The organism is Mediterranea massiliensis (assembly GCF_900128475.1).
Classification (GTDB): domain Bacteria; phylum Bacteroidota; class Bacteroidia; order Bacteroidales; family Bacteroidaceae; genus Bacteroides; species Bacteroides massiliensis_E.
In genome coordinates, this window is the sequence record NZ_LT635839.1 from 447883 (window position 1) to 468029 (window position 20147).

General features: G+C 41.3%; 19 protein-coding genes and 2 tRNA genes. 1 reads left to right on the forward strand and 20 read right to left on the reverse strand.

Translation table 11 applies throughout. The features are described 5' to 3' along the window. Window positions 1-38 precede the first annotated feature (38 nt). A complete protein-coding gene (locus BQ7483_RS15350) occupies window positions 39-908 on the forward strand; it encodes an IS982 family transposase (RefSeq protein ID WP_072546490.1) in 870 nt (289 codons plus the stop codon). 90 nt (window positions 909-998) lie between these two features. Here the strand turns inward: BQ7483_RS15350 and BQ7483_RS15355 are convergent, their stop codons facing one another. From BQ7483_RS15355 to BQ7483_RS15455, 20 genes are all read right to left on the reverse strand, one after another. Further along, window positions 999-1931: a metallophosphoesterase gene (locus BQ7483_RS15355; protein WP_072546761.1), complete on the reverse strand. Its 933-nt coding sequence runs from the start codon at window positions 1929-1931 to the stop codon at window positions 999-1001. A gap of 38 nt (window positions 1932-1969) precedes the next feature. Beyond that, window positions 1970-4774 (reverse strand): TonB-dependent receptor, encoded by a 2805-nt coding sequence (locus BQ7483_RS15360; protein WP_072546491.1) that lies wholly within the window; start codon window positions 4772-4774, stop codon window positions 1970-1972. A gap of 125 nt (window positions 4775-4899) precedes the next feature. Further along, complete coding sequence (locus tag BQ7483_RS15365) at window positions 4900-6099, reverse strand: THUMP-like domain-containing protein (protein WP_072546492.1); 1200 nt, start codon at window positions 6097-6099, stop codon at window positions 4900-4902. Between the two features lie 60 nt (window positions 6100-6159). After that, window positions 6160-6258: transfer RNA gene (locus BQ7483_RS15370), tRNA-Met, on the reverse strand. Window positions 6259-6469: 211 nt separating this feature from the next. Beyond that, entirely contained in the window at window positions 6470-7042 is a 573-nt protein-coding gene (locus BQ7483_RS15375; protein ID WP_032944127.1) for an ORF6N domain-containing protein, read from the reverse strand. A gap of 291 nt (window positions 7043-7333) precedes the next feature. Then, window positions 7334-7753 carry a hypothetical protein gene (locus tag BQ7483_RS15380; RefSeq protein ID WP_012055556.1) on the reverse strand — a complete coding sequence of 140 codons (420 nt, stop codon included), beginning with the start codon at window positions 7751-7753 and terminating at the stop codon, window positions 7334-7336. A 20-nt stretch (window positions 7754-7773) separates the two neighbouring features. Further along, window positions 7774-8409: an XAC2610-related protein gene (locus BQ7483_RS15385; protein ID WP_072546493.1), complete on the reverse strand. Its 636-nt coding sequence runs from the start codon at window positions 8407-8409 to the stop codon at window positions 7774-7776. A 7-nt stretch (window positions 8410-8416) separates the two neighbouring features. After that, window positions 8417-9103 carry a hypothetical protein gene (locus BQ7483_RS15390; protein ID WP_032944121.1) on the reverse strand — a complete coding sequence of 229 codons (687 nt, stop codon included), beginning with the start codon at window positions 9101-9103 and terminating at the stop codon, window positions 8417-8419. Window positions 9104-9763: 660 nt separating this feature from the next. Continuing rightward, window positions 9764-10030: a hypothetical protein gene (locus BQ7483_RS15400; protein WP_072546494.1), complete on the reverse strand. Its 267-nt coding sequence runs from the start codon at window positions 10028-10030 to the stop codon at window positions 9764-9766. Between the two features lie 86 nt (window positions 10031-10116). Beyond that, window positions 10117-10617, reverse strand: coding sequence for a DUF6717 family protein (locus BQ7483_RS15405; protein ID WP_012055553.1), 501 nt, complete (start codon window positions 10615-10617; stop codon window positions 10117-10119). Window positions 10618-11135: 518 nt separating this feature from the next. Then, window positions 11136-11408, reverse strand: coding sequence for a hypothetical protein (locus tag BQ7483_RS15410; RefSeq protein ID WP_072546495.1), 273 nt, complete (start codon window positions 11406-11408; stop codon window positions 11136-11138). Window positions 11409-11461: 53 nt separating this feature from the next. Then, on the reverse strand, window positions 11462-12478 hold the full coding sequence (locus tag BQ7483_RS15415; RefSeq protein WP_072546496.1) for a DUF3871 family protein: 1017 nt from the start codon (window positions 12476-12478) through the stop codon (window positions 11462-11464). A 370-nt stretch (window positions 12479-12848) separates the two neighbouring features. Continuing rightward, window positions 12849-13364 carry a winged helix-turn-helix domain-containing protein gene (locus tag BQ7483_RS15420; RefSeq protein WP_235847382.1) on the reverse strand — a complete coding sequence of 172 codons (516 nt, stop codon included), beginning with the start codon at window positions 13362-13364 and terminating at the stop codon, window positions 12849-12851. Between the two features lie 665 nt (window positions 13365-14029). Continuing rightward, the gene (locus BQ7483_RS15425; RefSeq protein WP_072546498.1) at window positions 14030-15838 is read right to left on the reverse strand and encodes a DEAD/DEAH box helicase family protein; all 1809 of its coding nucleotides are present in this window, start codon (window positions 15836-15838) and stop codon (window positions 14030-14032) included. A 61-nt stretch (window positions 15839-15899) separates the two neighbouring features. After that, window positions 15900-16382 carry a hypothetical protein gene (locus BQ7483_RS15430; RefSeq protein WP_032944109.1) on the reverse strand — a complete coding sequence of 161 codons (483 nt, stop codon included), beginning with the start codon at window positions 16380-16382 and terminating at the stop codon, window positions 15900-15902. 227 nt (window positions 16383-16609) lie between these two features. Then, window positions 16610-17587: a hypothetical protein gene (locus BQ7483_RS15435; RefSeq protein ID WP_072546499.1), complete on the reverse strand. Its 978-nt coding sequence runs from the start codon at window positions 17585-17587 to the stop codon at window positions 16610-16612. A 108-nt stretch (window positions 17588-17695) separates the two neighbouring features. Further along, entirely contained in the window at window positions 17696-18964 is a 1269-nt protein-coding gene (locus tag BQ7483_RS15440) for a phage integrase SAM-like domain-containing protein (RefSeq protein WP_072546500.1), read from the reverse strand. Window positions 18965-19117: 153 nt separating this feature from the next. Beyond that, window positions 19118-19191 (reverse strand) — tRNA-Ile (locus tag BQ7483_RS15445). A 91-nt stretch (window positions 19192-19282) separates the two neighbouring features. Beyond that, window positions 19283-19594, reverse strand: coding sequence for a DUF4491 family protein (locus tag BQ7483_RS15450; protein ID WP_072546501.1), 312 nt, complete (start codon window positions 19592-19594; stop codon window positions 19283-19285). Between the two features lie 90 nt (window positions 19595-19684). Next, on the reverse strand, window positions 19685-20146 hold the full coding sequence (locus BQ7483_RS15455; protein ID WP_021847392.1) for an Lrp/AsnC family transcriptional regulator: 462 nt from the start codon (window positions 20144-20146) through the stop codon (window positions 19685-19687). Window position 20147: the final 1 nt, after the last annotated feature.

The following is a 20147-nucleotide window of genomic DNA, read 5'->3' on the forward strand; positions in this document are numbered from 1 at the left end:
AGCTATATTCCTTATACAGATTTACGGAAATTTATTGTATGGCCGATGATTTTTGCAAGGAATTTGCGTTGCAACAAGAAAAATATATGATTGAAGACAAGAAGGCTAGACATCGTAACAAGCCTAACCGTATGAGCGATGCAGAGATTATGGTGATTCTTATCCTGTTTCACTCGGGCGGTTTCCGCTGCTTCAAGCATTATTACAAGGAATATGTCTGCAAACATCTGAAGCACCTTTTCCCGAGACAGGTTTCCTATAACCGTTTTGTGGAACTGGAGAAGGAATTACTGCTCCCCCTGACCATTTTCATCAAGAAAGTCCTGTTGGGGACATGTACCGGCATCAGTTTTGTCGATTCTACAGTCCTGCGTGTCTGTCGCAACCAACGTATATTGATTCACAAAACATTTGAGGGGCTTGCCGAGCGTGGGAGAAGTTCCATGGGTTGGTTCTTCGGATTCAAATTGCACCTGATAATCAATGACAAGGGCGAAATCCTGAATTTCATGCTCACTCCCGGAAACGTGGATGACCGCGAGCCTCTGAAGCAAGGCCGGTTCCTGGAAAACATAAAGGGGAAATTATGTGCCGACAAAGGATATATTGGCCAGGCTCTGTTCGAGAATCTTTTCCTTAACGGCATACAACTTGTCACCAAGGTCAAAAACAATATGAAAAATTCACTGATGAGCATCGCCGACAAGATCCTGCTCAGAAAAAGAGCCTTGATTGAAACGGTCAATGACGAACTGAAGAACATTGCGCAGATAGAGCATTCCAGACACCGTTCATTCAATAACTTCATTGCAAATACGCTGTCTGCTATCGCGGCATACTGTTTTTTTGAGAAGAAGCCCGCCATTGATGTGAACTTTATCAATGACGGGCAACTGGCTATCTTCTGATTCTTATTTCGAACTCACGTTAAATAAGTGGTTAATGACCAGATGACAGATCGGTCATTAACCACTTGTTGGGTATCTTTGTATCTTGCGTCACTTGATGCGTGTCACGGTATGCAGCACCTTGCCCGTCTTGTCAATCATGCGGAGCTCCAGAGTTTTGGGAGTCGCCGATATGATGGAGAATCCTGGTTCGGGACTGCAAAATACGGTACCTTCTATAGGGTTTACTTTGCGGCTGAGAGAACCGCTGGAGTTGGTCACGTAGTCGATGTCGCTGCCTTTGACACGTACATGCTGGAAATTGTGGATGTGGCCGCAGACGTACATGTCCACATGATGACGGCGCAGGATGGGGTCTACACGCTGTTGCATGTTCTGGCGCTCTATTTCATCTTTCGGCGTTTCGGCGTAGATAGGATGGTGTCCCACTACGATGACCCAGTCTTCCTTGGCGGCAGCCAATACTCCGTCCAACCATTGCAGTTGGTCATCGATGTTCTGCTGGCAGGCATCGGGGTATTTGTCGTTTTCCTGGCGGTACTTGTCAATGAGGGGAGTGGTGTCCAGCCATACGATGCGTACCGTAGTACCTTCTTCGCTGAAGTCTTTGGTGTAGTAGCGGGCAGGCATCTCCCAGCGACGGCTCACGCGGGTGTAGTCGAGTACGGCTTGTGTCGAGCCGCGGTATTCATGATTGCCAAAGATGGGATACCAGTCAATCATCAGTTCAGGGTGGCTGTAAATCAGTTCGTAATTGGTCATCCACAATGGATCGTTGACCGAACGTACCCCTTCGAAGTGGTGGACGTCTCCGGCAGCAATTACGAATTCAGGGGCTACTTCTTCAGCCATTGTACCCATCAGTTCGGCAATAGGCTTTTGGTCGTAATACCCGTTGCGTCCCAGGTCGTTGGCCACATAGATATTGAATTTGTCGTCATAGACAGAGTAGTCTATTTTGTTTTGGGCAGCGGCCCACTGACCTAGCAGAATGACGGTCAGCAGCAGAAAGAGTCTTTTCATATTCATATATTTCTTTTTATTTAAACGTGTTTCTTACTTTAAAAGTTGATTTTAAATCCTGCATTGACGCGTACGCCATAGTATTCAGCCTGCATGGAACGGTCGGGAGTGCCCTGATAGTAACGCAGGGGTTGGTTCAGCAGATTAGTCGCTTCGGCATAGAAGGTCGTTTTGAACTTTTTGCCGAAAGTGTAGCTGGCATTTACATCCAGATAGTTGACTTTATCGTAGTAGCGGTCGTAGAAGGCTTCCTCGCCCACTTCGTCGATGAATTCGCTCGCAAAGTTATAACTTAAACGAACATTAAAGCCCGCTTTGTCGAAGTAAAGTGAAGCGTTGGCGGTGTGCTCGGGCGAGCCGGGCATGCGGAGATCTTCATTTTCACGGCCCTCGAAGTTGAAATTCTTCACTTTGCTATAAGTGTAGGTATAATTGCCGTAGAAGCCGATGCACTTCAGTGCGGAGGCAATGAAGCCGAAGTCACGCTGGTAGGCCAATTCCACGCCCAGTACGTCGGCATCGCCTGCATTGCGGGGTTGGGTCAGGACATCGTAAGTATGGTTGTTGTAGGTGTAGTTGGTGATACGCTGGTCAACGATGAAGTCATTGATTTTCTTGTAGAAAAGTCCTGTACTGACCAGTCCGATACTTTTGAAATAGTATTCGGCACTGAGGTCGAAGTTGTACGACAGGGTCGGAGTCAGATTGGGGTTACCCATTTCCAGTTCGTTATCGCTGCTCTTCACTACCACATTCGGAATCAGGTTGGAGTACTTGGGGCGGGCGATGGTGTTGGTAAACGAAGCACGAAGCTTGAGGTCGTCATTGACATCGTATTTCAACAATACGGAGGGAAGTACATTGATGTAGCTGTCTGTGTAGTCGCCTGTCGGGTCCAGACTTTCCTTGATACCTTGATCTTTGTCTTTCTCTGTGTATACCCAGCCACTGTATTTCAGATGGGTGTTTTCCAGGCGGACACCGGCCATCAGGTTCCAACGCTTGCCCAACTGCTGGTCGAAGCGGATGTATCCGGCACTGACGGTTTCGTGTGCCTTGTAGTTACCGCCTTCTTCTTCCAGATTTTCCTCACCTGTAAATTTGCTGCTGTCGCTGAAAGGCAGACTGCCGAGGTATTCTTTGGTGAAGGCGTCGCCCACTTTGTAGCGGTCGCCGGCCATATAGCCGTCTCGGTTCTGGTTCTGTAGATGGTTGAGGGCATCGGTCATGAAGGTACTTTCGTAATCATCGGTGGGTTCGTAGTCGTAGAAGGTAATGTCTTTCTTCTTGTCCTTGTCGACAACCTTGGCTCCGAATTTCAATTTGTTGCCAAATTTGCCTTTAGCCAGTGGTAATTCGAAGTTGAGGCTGAATTTCAGGTCTTTCTCTTTGATATCTTCGAAACTCTCGTCCAGCTCGTCCAGACCGTAATCGTCGGCATTCATGACAAGATCGTCTGCATTCAGAGCCGACATGTAGGGACGGCGGATGTCACTCCAATCGGTGTTCATGGCCACTCCTTCACGGTTGAAGCCGATATAACGTTCGTTGGGGCGTTGCTCGCCGGCTTGTGCATAAGACGCTTTCCAGTCCATTTCCAGCTTGCCGAAGAGGTGTTCGCCTCCGAGGGTGAAGTCCATGGTGCGCTGACGCTCCAGGCGGGCATTGCGGTTGTTGGGCGTACCGCCTTTGGTTTGGTAAATCACTTCGTATTCGTTGGCAGTGTCGTCATCCCACTTGTAAGTGGTGCGGTAACGGTTTTCCCAGTCGTTGCGATTGTTGAAGATTCCCTTGAAATCAATTTTATGATTGGCATTGATTTCCCAATCCAAGGCCAATGAGTAACTTTGGCGTTCGCGGGTCACGTAGTATTGGCGCATTTCATATTCATCGATGACTACTTCGCCGTTTTCGTTCCGCTCGTAGGCCATCTCCACGTCATCGCTGCCCGCAGGGTTATTCTGGTAGGAAGCGGAGAGCATCACACCCAGTTTGTCGTTGAAGAAACGGTCGCCGTAAGTGAAGCCCAGGTTGAGGGCTGCTTTGCCGCTGACCCAGTTGTAACCTGTTCCGGCCGTGGCAGCAATGGTACGTTTGTAGGGCGAGTTTTTGGTGACGAGGTTGATGCTGCCGCCGATGGCGTCGGCATCCATGTCAGGGGTTACCACTTTGTTTACCTCAATGGTCTGGATCATGTCGGCGGGGATGAGGTCGAGCTGAACGTTGCGCGTGTCGCCTTCGGCCGAAGGAATGCGGTTGCCGTTGATGGTGACTGAACTGAGGTCGGCGCTTGTGCCACGTACCTGTCCGAAGCGGGCTTCACCCTGGTCGTACTGCACGTTGATGCCGCTGATGCGTTTCAGGGCATCGCCGATGTTCGAGTCAGGAAATTTGCCAACCTGGTCAGCCGAAACTACGTTGGTGATGCCCAGGCTGGTGCGTTGGGAGTTGATGGCACGGCGCTGCCCTTGGAAGGCGCCGCCTACAACGACTTCCTGCAATTCGACACCTTCGTTCATGACGACATCCTTGTCCAGCGTCTTGCCTTGGGGAACCGTAATCTTCAGTTCTACGGGTGAATAGCCTACGTAGGTAACTTTGATTGTATAAGTTCCTGGATCAAGATTGGAAAAAGTATAAAAACCGTTGACGTCGCTCGTGACGCCAGTGTGCAGTTTTTCAATGTAGATGGAAGCACCCGGAAGCGTTTGCTTGGTGTTGTCGATAATACGGCCTCGGATAGCTCCTTTAGCCTCGTTTGCAGTTTCATCAGCCATCAGTGTGATGGCAGTCGCGGTCAAAAATAGAAAAGAACAAATCAATCCTTTTACAATCTGTTTCATACCTGTTTTTACTGTGATTATTTTGCCGCAAAAGTACAGGCATGCCGTTACGCAATCTTTACAGGCTTTTGAAGAGAACGTAACAAAAATGTTGCAACGAAGTTACAAAAGGAGGAGAGATGCATTTAGAGCTTGCTGCATCGGATAAGGACTTTCCTGTCATCAGCCAGTGTGGTGGCAAAAAGATACACATTTCCACCTTCGGCCAGCTTGAACCGTTTGCGCAGTTCAGCCACGCTTGCGGGAAAGTTGCGGACAGTCAGATTGGCTTTTTGTACATCGCCGAGCAGTTCTTTTACTTCGCGTTTGCCGAATCCACACCAGCTGTCTATGTGGAACGCGCGGCCGGGGAAATGGGGCAACGCTTCGTCTGAGGTATAGAGGTGGCTGTTGGGATGAAGCTTCTCTACCTTATATATATGGGTCAGGCTGCGGAAAGCGCCGGCTTTGAGTAGTGAGGCGTTTGGTTCATATAAATACGTATGGAGTGTTGTCGTGTAGGGACAGGGTGCTTCCTGTTCCGTGCGGCGGGTGAAGACAATGGCAGGCTGGTCTGTGGGAAGGTTGATGCAATGGATGGGTACGTCATCGGGTTGCAAGTCCTTTCCTTGTTCAAGCAGGAGCAACAATTCTTTGCATTCATTGCCTGCGGAGACGAGATGGGCTTCGGTGACATGTGTCAGCGTGTGGAGGGCTTGGGCCAGGTCGAGCATGGGCGAGAGTTTGACCAGCACTCGTCCAGCTTTTTCCAGCAACAAAGATTCGAGTGTTGAGACATCGGGCTCGCAGTCGGCGATGGCGACGTTTTTGCTTCCGTGGCCGTCGCGTCGGGCAGGATCAAGGAAGAGCCAGTCCACGGGTTGCATCCGTCGCAGGTAATCCACGCCGTCGGCCTGCTCGATGCGGATGTGTTCCAATCCTAGTAGGGGAAAGTTGTGTCGGGCCACTTCGCACAGTACCTCTTGCCGTTCTACATAGGTAGCTTGTTCGAAGTGGGGGGCCAGGAAGGAGAAGTCGATGCCGAAACCGCCGGTCAGGTCGGCCAGCGTATTGTGCAGGCCTTCATGTCCGACTACGACTGAAGCCTTGTAGCGGGCTGTCACTTCCGACGAGCATTGTTCCATGGACAGATGGGGCGGATAGAGGATTCCCTCCGTCGCAGCCCAGGTCGGAATCTTGCTTTCGGCCGTTTGCCTGCCTGCAATCTGTGTCAGTGCGGCAGGCATGTCGACGAGCGGATGCTTGCCTGCCTGCAGGGCCAGTGAGCGTACATCGTCGTGGCGGTGTGCAGTGATGAATCGGAGGGTTTCTTCGGTCAGTGTCATAAACGGAGTCCTTTTTAACAAAAAAGGTTGCAACCACTTCGTTGCAACCTTTTCTTTTCGTGGACCAGCCTGGGCTTGAACCAGGGACCTCCAGATTATGAGTCTGTTGCCAAGCACGACAAATCCTGCGGATTTATCGTGTGTAACCAACTGAGCTACAAGACCTTCTAAGCGTTCGTAAACCTGTTAATGAACTCTATTAAGAACGTATCGGTAAACCAGCGGTAAACAATCGTTCTTGCTGCAAAGTTAGTCAATGTTGCACTGTTATGCAATAATTATATCTTATAATTGGAGTTGCTCCAATCACTTTTTTACCTACGTGGAAGTATTATAGTTTTTATAAAATCTCGTGCTTGGCAGAATCAGATTATTCATCATGCTGTATAAATCCGATTTTTCTGCGTGGCTTTTCTTCCAATTTCTTCTTAGCTTGCAGTTCTGCTAATGTCTGATTAATGAGTTCCAACTGCATTCGTGTATCATCATTAATGTCGTTGTAATCAGCGAACACTTCTTCGATGTAGTCTTTCAACTCTTTTACTTCGTTCTGCAACTCTGTTAGTTTGTCCGTCTTAGGTAATGCCACCATTTGGCGAACTGCAACAAAAGCACGCATGATGCCCATATTAATCTGAATTGCTGTTTTGGAGTTCAGCACACTACTTAGCATGGCTACCCCTAATTCAGTGAACGCATACGGATTACGTCTAACTCCCATCTTGATAGAATTGGAAGTCACAAATTGTGACCTCCAATTTTGTGTTTCCTCACTTGTCAGTTGAAACATAAAATCTTCGGGGAAACGGTCTATATTGCGTTTTACGGCTTGATTCAACGCTTTCGTTTGAACTCCATACATTTCTGCTAAATCACGGTCAAGCATTACTTTCTGACCTCTGATTTCATATATTTTGCTTTGAATTATTTGTAATTGTTCCATTGATTAAATCTTTTATGTTGCAAAGATAACCAACTCTATATAATGTAAATAGAATGTATAGACAATATTTTAGAATATGGCATAAAAGTATTTCTGTATGATTAAAGCTCTTATTCTATTTTGGTTCGTTTTTGATTTTGGCTATTGCGTAATTTTGAATACAGTTGTATAACACATAGTTTTGTAGTTAATAAGATGTTTGTTCAGAACTGAAAAAGCCAACTTATCCGTTGTTTGAAGTATATACTTCAAATGGGTAGGTTGGCTTTTTGTCTGTCAAGTAGTGGTCTGCTATTGTTTTACACAATCTCTTGTATCATCAACGGTTTGATTGTCATCGTTCAAAAGTTTTATAATAAGTTTGGTATCTGATACAGATTTAACTCTTATATACCACGGCTCATTATCGTAGGTATCACTTTCTTCATCATATCCATAGCACATCAGCGTATTGTTTTTAGAATCAAAAGTGTATTTGTACTTCTCAACATAGTAAACTGTTGAGGGTTGGTTGGCAAAGTAGCAATAGCCTTTCTCGACAATAAAGTAGGGACAATCGTCTGTATAGGCATCATACCATACGCCTTGTAACAGTTCTTGTGTTGATTTACCACCGTTACTTTCTTCATCATTATCACTACTGCAAGAAGCAAAGTTCACACACATTACTATGGCTAATAAAGCCATTCCAATAAATCTAAATGTTTTCATTTCGTTTGATTTTGAAATAGTTATTCTGATTGTACTAATTCAAATTTTCTGTCTTTTAGTTGGTAGATATGCCTAATAGCGTTGTTCCATCCATTAGAGCCAAAAACAGTAATAGTCTTGTTCTCTGAATCAAACTTACATTGTCCGTTTTCCAACTCTGTAAATGGTACTTCTGTTTTCTGTATAAAGTAACCGTATGGGCTGACATCGTACACATCATAAGCATTTGATTCTCTTGAACCACTTTTATAGCGGTTGATAATGAACTCATCTTCTCCGTCAAAATCAACATCAGAAAAGAAGAAAGGAGAATCATCCGAAAGGTATTCTTCGCTCTTTAATTTAGCCGTATAATCTAACTCTATAACGGTGTTGTTCGGATATGTGTTACCTTTATCATACAGAATCTTATCAGTCCATTTCTCCGCAAAGCAATAATATTGTACTCCTTGTTTCTCTAAACAGAATAGGGCATTACCTACCTCACCATTTTGCAGCCACATTACTTTTACTGTATATCCGTTTATAGGCTGTTTGTACTTAATGTAGATATGCGGCTGATTGAAACATTCAAAATCCTGCGGAACAGATGTTTTGTCTGTTTTGCAAGCTGCTAAACTAAGTAATCCAATAATGATAAATGGCAATTTGCTCATTACCTTCCTATTTATAATATGATTGTAGTAATGAATATCCGTTTATGGGCGTTCTCTGTTTTAGATAATAGCTATGTTCCGCTAAAAACAATATATGGTCTGGATTTTCAAATTCATATATTCTTTTTCCATTTTCACTTTCAAGAAAAGCTGATTTATTGCTGATTTTCAGATTTATAAAATGTGTGCCATTTTGTTCCCATGCAGTAATATTAAGTGCTTTGATAATATCATGCTGTCTTTTCTCACAATCATACTCACCATGAAAAAAAGCGAAATAGTCTTTGGTTCGTGGGTTGAAGTTCCATCCGTTTCCATTCGGATATTTTAGTTCTAATTGGTTAGGATATGCTTCATTAAATTCAGACCAATATAAACTATTCATTACTTCAAAGTCTGCTTTCTTAATTCGGTCAAAGCAAAAGTCTTCATCTTCTCCAAGTATGTACTTATCCATAATGCTTGCCATGTGTATTTCAAAAAAATAGTCCATCAGCAAACTGTCGCTAACGCTTGCATAATTCTCTGAATGGAAAACAAAGCCGCATTTATTCTCAAATTCTATCACATATTTGCTCGTTGCTAAAAGTCCCGAACATTCATAGAACTTCATTCTTATTAGTTGTTGTCCTGTTCTTTGGTTAAGCCAATCAAAAGTCCAAGAATCGACTAATTTTCTGTTCTCTTTAAACATAATTACGAATCATTTATGCTCTCTAATTCCCAAAAGAGACAGATATAAAATAAGGTGTGGGAACTATATCTGCTTTATCCTGAAATCCGGCTCTCGCATTGCCTTGGCATGGATAAAACAATAGCAACCCACACCAATTTTGACAATATCTAAGAGCCTTATAGATATAAGGTAGGTATATATCAAATGGTGGGGTGCTATCGCTACCATCTTCATGCCATTTCAAATTTGCGAGATTTGATTTCAGAAGATAATCTCAATAACACCTTTTCGTTAAATATGTCCTTTCAGTGTCTTAACGCATTAAGACCTCTGAAATTGCTGCAAAGTTAGCGAAAGGTTTTGAATGTCTAAAGATAAAACACTGATAAATGTAGTTCCAAGTGTTCCAAAACATATCTGTAGTAAGGTATTAGGCAATATTGCCCCTTTTTCTTCGTAGCTTCAAGGGTAGGTACTTTTTTTGATTGGGGACTATAAAAAGATTTCTTCCCTAAAAAAGTACCCGTAGATTCTGTGGATTGGAAAATGCAATTCTATTAGAGATAATAAGGTATATAGATTTGTAGCCTAACTAAGTAATGAATGAAAGAAGTATCTAATCTTCATATTGGGTATAAAAAGTCTGCAAATACTGCGAACTATTTAATAATTAGTCTCCTATTTGCCTTTTTCAATAGCCTCTTTTAATTCGTTGAAGTTATCGAAAAAGAAAAGCCATTCACCTTCCGATGTTTGCACTCTAAAGAATTTTTCATTTGCTCTTCTTGAAACCGCATAAACAATGTCCTTATATTTTAATTTAAGAATGGCAGTACCCAAAATTTGGGTAATAAATAATTCCCCCACCTCTCCAGTTAGTGATATATAGCCATTACTTGCCATTCTCCATAATCCAACATTGCCTAAAGAGAACATACCTTCCATATCTATTGTGTTTTTAGTTAATTAGACCACAAAATTAGTGATTCATTTGCAATTATAGCGGTATCTGTGAGGATAAATTTGCCCAATCACTCAATACAGATGGGACAATGCAGGTAGTTTTTGTTAATCTTATAGATAAAGATTAGTTTCGGGTATTTGCCCAATAAGAATAGAGTAACGGGACAAAGCCAAAGTTCTTCACCAAAATTTCCGCTTGGGTCTTTATAGAAAGCACCACCCGTTAAAGTGGAACTTACCTTATATAATCTAACTCCGCAATAAAACTTATCTTCCCATTCTTTAGCAATTCTGATAGTAGCCACAATCTCATTTTCTCCACGAGAGTAATATTCAAGATAGTTGGATGCACCACCAACCATGAGCGTATGTTCAAACAGTTCTTTGGGAAAGCCCGGAACATTACAGTACCATTTGCGCCCTATCTTGGTAAATGATACCTCATAATTTCCATTGCCCACCATTGCATGATATAGTGCCTTTGCAAGAACGAGTATAGCTCTTATATAGGCAGAGCTTTTCTTACATACGGACACACTTTTCTTGAAGTAAGTTTTAAGATTACTCATAGCTGATAAATTTTAAATGATTAAATAAATGGGATTTTGTAAACGGACACTGCAAAGCTATGTGTTTAATTTGAATTATCAAAATAAACTGTATTTCAATACTTTGCATATGTTTGCATAATTCAGAAATTATTTTATGGAATAGCTAAATAATCAGTAGATTAGTATGGCATATAAGTAGTTCCCCAAAATCGCACATACCATAAACTACAAGCCATATTATGCCATTTAAAAAAGAGAGTTTCCCACTCCGTTACAGAACTGGTTTGCACTCCGTTTTTCTTGGAACTATCAGAATGTGACAAACTTTTCTGTTTCTGTAAATGATTCAGAAACTTCAAACTTTGTCACATTCCAATAAAACAAGTGTAACTATGATTGTATATAAATAAAGATGGATAAAATCAGTATCAGCAAAAAAGGATTGATAATACCAATTATTATCAGCAGGAGAACTACCAATGTTCCCCATAGTATCAATTTTCCATTATCTTCCATTTTGTAGTATTTTTAAGTTATTAAAAAGGTCTGTTCCCATATTTATACTCTAATATGGAATTACACACCCTATCATAAAAGGAAAAACCACAACCCGTATAAAAGTAGCTTAAATAGGTTGCTTGGTACTCTTCTTGTAATGCTTGGTTGTTGCTAAGCAGGTCTGCAAACTTTTCCAACCAATATTTCAAGGCTTGTATAACTTTGATATAGCGTAGGTTGTTATCCACATACCCCAATCTGTTTTCCAAGTCTTTAATGTGCTTTATTACTTTCTCTGTCTGTTTATCCATAGTTCTGTAAAAATAGGAAAGGACACCTAAATAAATAGATGTCCTCTCATTAGTTAGTCAATAAACCATTTGTAATCCTCATCCCCATGTAGGGCTGCATTGATTCCAACAGCCATTTCAGTTGCATTTAATGAGCGGTCTAAGAATGAATCTATATAGCTACTCTTATTTGCACCCGTTAATAGGTTGTAGAACTTCCACATATTCAAGTCATTTCCAAAGCTGCCAAAGTTCTCATCATTAATGTAGGCTTTTGCAACACTGTTAATCTGTGTATCTGTAAGCAACATTCTTGGCAGTCTCTTTTGGTAGCCATTGGGCAAACACTGATAAAGCCTCATTTTGCCCAATATTTGTGCAAATTGGTGTTCACTCATTGAAGTATTGCCCAACTGTTGCATCAAATGCAGATGTTTGGCAGGATTGTAGTTGTTGAACAACTCCAAGGCAGAACGGTAAAGTTCACTTGTATTGCTCACCCTTAAATCATCCTTGTAACCGTCTGTAAAGATGCACATGTTGCAGCATACTTGGTTTTTAAAGCCTATTGCCAACCTAAACAACTCTGGAACTTTCTTGCTGTATAAGTTCATTTGATTGTAGGCTCTAACTCCTACTATTGAAAGGTGCAACTTGTTTCCCTCAACCGTTTCATAGATTGTAGGAATGTCAATACTGAAAGCTGCCCTCTCATAGTAGATAGTTTTGTCTGATTCCAACAACTGATTGGCAGGTTTGTGGATAGCTTCGGGAATGCGACCCTTAATCACATGAGAGACACGAATATCGGGTGTTCCGATAGTCTCACCATTGTAATAGGAGTTTGCAGCTTCCCAAACAGTTTCAATAAATGCAGCATGGTTTACTGTAAGCTCATTGTCTTTTGCAAAAACGGGAGTAATACAGTCATTTTTCAAATGTTGCAAGGTAGCTTCTTGGGTGTTTGCCTCAATGAAATGATTTACCCTTTTAGGCGTTGCAGTTTCTTCAATAATGGTTGCTTCTTCTGCAAACTCACCTAAATTCATTCTCTCTCTGTTCTCTGTTGGCATGATAACTAAGTTTCTCATATTGATAAAAGTTTAAATGATTAATAATTCTTTTTTATATCAATATACAGAGGGGGACTTGAGGGGTAGTATGCCGTAAAGACAGCCACTCTTATATATTTTAGGTCACTGGCTGAATGGGGAGGGGGATTTCTGTATTAAGTACCTTATATATCTGTTCTCTTGACTTTTAGCTAAACTGAATATGGGTGATTCTTTAATTATGTAGTCTTTTTAATGTCATTGGCTGTATGTGGCATATTATAAAGTATAGGCTATATAACTCTTATTAAAGTGGAAATTTTCAGAAAGTCAGAATCGGAAAAATGTACGTCTGTGGTTCTGCGCCAAAAATAAAAGCCGCAAGGGTTACTTACGGCTTGGCGATATATTAGGCGATGTAACCTCTTTCAAGGTCTTCATCGGTGATTATTTCGGGATATAGGTTCTTGATAATAGCCAACTGGCTTTCAGAAGTTATCAGAAATATATCCTCTCTAAGCAGGTGTATTCCTTTCTTGTCCCTTTTTGCATAGCCATTTTCTATGGCTTCATTCATATATCTTGATATTGTACCTTTAGACAAGCCAAGTTCTTCCGCTAATTTGTTTTGGCTGTAAAGAGTGGTGTTAGTCCCGTTCAAGCATTTACATTTCAGCAGGACAAGAAAGCCTTTCAGTTCCTTGTTTATAGGTTCATCATATAACTTATTAGTTATAAGAACGTAATGTTCCGTATCTAATCGGTAACTGCATCTGTTGAATTTTCCATATTGTCCGTAAACATTAAATTTATCTATGTTTACTAATCCGAGGGATTCAAACTTGTGCAGCCATTCTCTTATTTGGTCTGTCTTTTTAATTCCGTAGAAATCAGTCAAGTTATCTTGTTTGATATATGATTCCATCGTATTGCAATCGGAACAGAGAGCCAAGCAATAGAATAGGTACGTTTCCAGCAAATTAAGTTTTCCTACGATATTAGATGTTATTCTTCTGTATGAGGTCATTAGCAACCGTATGTTTATAGTTAGTAAAATAAATATCTCCTTTCTTTACCAGTCTTCTGTAATGGTGGTTTCCGAAGTAGCTTTTCGCTTCTTTCTGATTCGTGAATGTCTGTTTTGTAGGCAAATAGATAATCATAGGCAATTAAATATGAGATTTTGAGAATTAACCAATCTGTCCCGATTTGAAAAATCGGGTAGGTTAGGTATTTATATATAGGTATTTATATGCGACCCACCTAAGATGAACACTCCGCACCCCCTAAAATGAACACCTCTTTTTTTGAGAATCAGAACCGGATTTTGAGAATGCTGTTTTTGTGAGGTTAGATTTCTGTTTTTTCAGATATGCTATCTTATTCATTATATTAAAAAGTTTCAAGTAGAATCGGTGCAATCATTAGTTATAGAGAAAACCAACCATTTTTAGTGATTATAGGAAAGACACGGTTTGCATCTGTCCTATAATCTTGTATAAACGTAAGATGGCTTTCTGTATATGCAGGCGCAGGTACTTTTTTAAAGCAGGGTATATATAGGAATTTCTTCATAAAAAAGGTACTCGCCTATATGCCTTTCCGCATGGTCAGTTGATAACCTTTTATATTTTTCCGCTTGCTTTCCACCGCATGAAAAAAATCAAGAATGGTATGTGATGTTACCGCTTTCTTTGGGACAATGCCAAACAACTTAAAAATCCTGCTGATTTCTTCCTTTATGAATTTTCGGGAATACCATTTGCCCGTTTCAAAAGAGTTGTATATCATCTGTGAGACTTCCGTTCCCGTAACTTTGGCATGGTAGTCTGCAATAATCATTGCTTCCTTTATTTTCTTGCGGTTATATTTCAACCGTTCAATTTCTTTCTTGCCTATCTTGTTGTATGCTTCCACTATAAAACTGTCCGCTTGTTCCAAGTCCCTTTTGAATTGGTATTCCATTTCCGTTTGGCATTCACCAAGCAATTCAAGCTGTTGTACCATTATCTTACGTTTCTCCTTGATGGAATTTGACTTGTTGCTACGTTGCAGTCTCTCATAGTCACCGAGTTTATAATCCAAAATGCTATAATTATTTATGGTAAAAGCATCGCAGTTCTTGTATGCTTCATGCAGATTATCGGGACAATTATAATATCCTTTCACCAGTTCCGTATTGATGTAGTTGTCTATCTTGAAGTATTTGGTTCTTCCTTTCTCGTCCAGCATCTCCGCATAGGGCAGACTGGTAAGTACTGTACCGTATGCGTCTTTTGCGGAAACGGTGGTCGCATAGTCATAATAATTCTGTAACATATCGTACACGTCTTTCCAACACGAAATACGTCCTTTAAGTTCTTCCTTGCTTCTCACCATGAAATTGCGGTTGGTGTTGCTGATATGGTGGATAGAGGACACACCGTTTCTGAATCTTCCCACACATTGAATCGTGTCCGTATTCGGGTCAAATGCGGTATAGTCCGCAAAATAACAGTCTGTCAGTAATAAGATGGTCGGCTTCTCTTCAAGTTCAATATCCACCGCATTATAAAAACGTGAAGTGAGCCAGTTGTAACGCTTCATTATGTCCTTGTCCCATATATCGGAAACATTCTCAAACTTCAAGCCTTTCAGTTTTTCCACACTCTTTTCGGAACAGAATACAGCGGATTCGTCCAATAAGCCAAGTTGCTGCATCAGTGAATAGATGGTATCTGTAGAATTACAGAATACGAAACAATTACCTTTCAGACCTGCAAACACTTCTTTTACTGCCTGCAACAGATTATTGGTAGCATGGAGATTCATGCCTTTTACATAGTCGAATGTAGGCTTGATGGTAATGGTCTGAAATTTCTGTTCTTCAAAACGTGGGTCTGTAAACTCAATGGGAGTGGCAGATACCAAGGCTTTCTGTTCACATTCAAAAAACAAGTCCATAGGTAATGTTATATCGGGACGAAAACCTGAATCTTTGACTATCTTATGGCATTCATCAAACAATAGAAAGCTGTTATAGCGTATATCCATATCCATTTCTTCAAATGCTTCCTGCACCTTGTGGAAACTTTCGGGAGTGGTGAGTATCTTGAAATGTTTACTCTGTTTGATGCTCCTTTCCATATATGCCACTATGTCATCCGCATAGACACCATCAAAAACACCGAAAAGATTGTCTTTCCCATGCTTCGGGTCTTTGCATTTTCCGCTGATAACGGGTTTGTTCGGCTCTATGATGATTGAATTGCGGTGTGCTTTCAGTTCTCCATAAGTCGCACCAAGTCCCGTAAGTTTCTTATATAATATGGTGTTGGTGGGGATTTCGGGCAGTATCTCTGTCAAGTATTGGATTTTTCCGTTTGCTTCCTTGCTGACTGTTATCTCTCTGTTCTTCATTTTTCTTATACTTAAATAGTTAATAAAAAAGGGGGAAACTTCCCCCTTTACTTTTGGTTGTTTAGATAATCTGTTTATGCTCACGTAAATAGTCCAATGTCTCATCTGTCCGCTTGATTCTGAACATTATCTTTCCCTTGAAGCAAGGAAGAATCGCACTGATAGATTCGGGATGCTCTCTAAACAACGGAACATATTGTATTGTCTTACCAGCGTCAATCATTGCTTTCAGTATTCCAAGCTGGAAGTCCTCGTTCTCATCCAACGTGTCCGCTTCTTTCGGGTTTGTATCGAAGTCTGTCACGTCACCTTTGAATAAGTAGTTCAACAAGCCTTGATAGGATGCGCTTTTCAGTTGGTATTTGAATCCTGCCACGTGAGCGGATTCTATCCATGCACAACGTGTATTGTCTTTGCTGCCGTAGAACTTCACTATCAGTTGTTCCTTACGCTTCATCATTTCCTGCAAGGTGTTGTATGCGCCTTGGTTATCATACTCTTTTATAGCGGTTTTTGTACCGAAATTGTAATCAAAATTACTCATAGTTATAATTTTTTAATTAATGAATATGTTAATGCAATCATTGACTTTGGCGCCTTATTGTCTCTGATTGACATTGCAAAAGTAGGGCAGAATTTAGGGGTAACAAAGGAATTTGCCGAATGCCCATGTGTGTAGAAAACGTGCCCATTCCAGTACGCAAAAAAAATGCGTACCAAAAAAGACAGCCCTTTCAGTACGCATTTTTACTATGGTTTTATGTATGTTGTTTAAGAAACTACCATGTAGTTATTAGCTATGACAGACGGAAATTTCTCGTTCTTGTATCTTCTAAGGAGATTGGATAACATTCTGTTCTTGTTGCCCTCTGAATCGTATTCTTCATTATATCTTTTGCCATCATAGCCCACTGTATAGATAAGCCTTGAAACAAGCATCATCTTGTCTTTAGATACCTTTACTTTTTTATCGGGTATGGTGGTAGCCTTTCTTCTTTCAATAAAAGACAGAAACATATCCGTAAATTTCCACTTCTTATAAGATATGTCAAGACTGAACTTGTCCGTAAAGCTGATTTTTGACGATAAGTCATTTCTGATAAAGCCCTCCAAACCTATGTCCTTTAATTGTTTAATCATGGTTTCTCTATCTTGCTCACTATGTATAATATCGCTGTATGTATTGACAAAATGCTGCAAGGCTGCTTGAATGATTCTGATTGTGTCCTCCCTTTCAACGACATAGCTTTTCTTGTTATTCTTCTTTAGGGTGATACTGGTAGCTTCCGATAGGTTGGTATGAAAATAGCTAAAATCCTCCAATACGGACTTATTTAATGCAGGTGCGTTTGTACCAATATCCTCTATAAAGTCATATACGAACAGAAGTAGATACCAAAACTTGCTAACATCCAACTTATACGCTTCAATGGTATTCTGTAAATCTTCATTAGTTAGAAACTTCTCTTTGAAAGAATCATCCAGCTTTCTGTATTCTCGTTTCTTGTATTCTTCCAAAGTTCCTTTGAAAGTTTTCATTTCTTGTGTTCTCTCGTACCTTTCTTCAACGGACAAGTTTCTTTCCGCATATCTGTTGGCGAATATGGCAGGTGCAGCGGACACATCTTCATAATCGGGCAGGAAGTGATTGGCTACTTCCCACACATATTCTAATAGTGGCTCATTTAGACATTTGTAGCTTTCATGCCAAGCCACTTTTAAATCGGGCAGTTCTTCTATCTGATACATAGTGTATTCATATTAGTTATACTGCAAAATAAAAGAAAAGTCTGCAATCTTTAGTGGATTACAGACTTCTTTTTATTATAGTAGGTTTTTCATAGTGGTAAACGATATTCATTTACCGAATACATACTTCACAACTTTGGCATTAGCCTTGTTCTCATTCACAAAATCTCGTTCAATATAAATGTCTGTCACTTTCATAGAATCGTCTATGTGGTTCAATGCTGCATGAACTATATATTTATCTATACCAACTTTATTAAGTGCAATGGTAGCCCATGAATGGCGGGCTGCATAATACTCCAAATCATCTACGCCTAATATTGTACCAATTTCTTTTAAACCGTAGTTGATAGCCTTATTGAAACCTTTTTCGTCTGCATAGTATTGGTAAAAGTTAAATAAGCGTTTACCACTTTTATCTCTGTATTTTTCTATAAGTGGTAATGCGATTTTAGGTATAGCCACTTTCATTTGAGCATTATCCAATCTACGGTCTTTCGTCTTAGTACGATTATAAATGATGGTATTGTTTACCATTTCTGTAGCATTATATAAATCGGCTGAATTAATGCCCATTAAACAGAATGACAGAATAAAACAGTCTTTAGCTAAATTATAACGACAAGTGGATTTATAGCCTTTCTTCATATCTTTATAGGGTAGCTTCCATACTTTTTTGATAATATCTGCCGGAATAGCTCTCTTTCTTGTTGCTTCTTGCTTGGGTATCTCAAAGTCTATAAATGGATTGTTAGGTATCAGTATGAGATTATTCTCTCTCTTATTGTACTTCTTTTGAGCCTCTTTGAACAGTTTCTTAATGCTTACCAAATAAAGAGATAAAGACCGATTAGAGGGCACACGCTTACCTTGCAGAATCAGTTTCTTCGTTCGTACTTCACGCTCTTTATTCAGAAACGCTTTGAAACTATCTAAAAAATTGGTGGTAATCAGATTTACGTCCAATTCTTCTTTACCTATAAAGCGCACTAAAGCATTAATTGCAGTAGTATAGTTTGGTGCGCCTTTGATTGTAGTTGAGGTTATCCACTCACGGCTGAACTTTATAAAGTCAATGGTCTGCTGCTTCTGATGTTCTCCATCCAAGTAGTCCATTACTTCATCAATAGTGTAGCGGTTTAACTCGACTTGTAGTTTGGCGCATTTCTCTTGATAACCGCGAATAAGAGAATCTATCTCTTTTCTAATAGGTGAACTTTGCTTGATTTTCAGTTCTTTAGTCAAGTCTTTACTTGTGGCGAACAGACTTGTTGCCAGCCGTCTCATTTTTCTGTCAAGCGTGAATCTTAGCTTTACGTTGTAAGTACCATCAGACCGTAGTCCGTCTTTCTTGATTTCTGCGTTGATTGTCAGCATATTAACCCTTTCGTTTATCGGTAAACAAGCGGTAAACAAATGCTGTAAAAGATTGGTAATTCTGTTGGTTTGAGCCAACCTCCACCCATAACGAAAGGCAAAAAGAAAAGCGTTAACTGCTTGATTTCGTGCAATTAACGCTTGTTTTCTTTGTGGACCAGCCAGGGCTTGAACCTGGGACCTCCAGATTATGAGTCTGTTGCTCTAACCAACTGAGCTACAAGTCCGATGTATCCTTTCGGGGGATAGCGGTGCAAAATTAGTATATTCCGTTGAAATATGCAAGGGAATTGGTAAAAAATGCCCGTTGCAGGGTTGTCAGAACTTGTATTTCCTTTGGGGATTCTTGGGGAACCAGCCTTTCTTGACGCGCTCTTCCTGTTCGAACACTTCCTTGATGGTCCAGAAGGAGGAGAAGGCGAAGACGCCGAGCAGTGAGGATATCAGGATGTTGTCCACGCAGATGGAGGCAATGACGCCTGCTACGCCCAGTAGGAGGAATATCCACCAGCAGCGTGTGCCCCAATAATACTCGGCCTTGACCACGACGGGGTGGAAGAGGCCGATGATCAGAAAGGTGCAGATGCCGATGAACAGGCCTGAGAGATGGAGGTTGTCCAGTAGTTCCATGGGATGATGGGGGATGAGGACCGGGCTTCGTGAGGGGCGTGGGCTGTCGAAAGGTGCTCCGCGTCCCTCACGAAGGGTGTAGTCGTTGGTTTATTCCTGGCAGATGGGAATCTCTTTCTTGATGCTCTGCTCCAGCGAAATCAATGTCTCGGTGGCCGTGACGCCGGGTATCTCCTGCATCTTGTTGTTCAGCAGGTCCATCAGATGCTCGTTGTCGCGGGCATATACCTTAGTCAGCATGGTGTAGGGGCCGGTGGTGAAGTGGCATTCCACGATTTCGGGAATCTTGTTCAGCTCGGCCACAACGGTCTTGTACATGGAGCCTCTTTCCAGCTTGATACCCACGTAGGTGCAGGTGCGGTATCCCAGCGATTTGGGATTGACGTGATAGCCGGAGCCTACAATGACACCCAAGTCGATCAGTCGCTGCACACGTTGGTGGATGGCGGCGCGCGACACGCCGCATTCGGCTGCTACGTCCTTAAACGGAATACGGGCATTTTGGGAAATGATTTCCAAAATTTGACGGTCCAGATTGTCTATTTTCTCCATA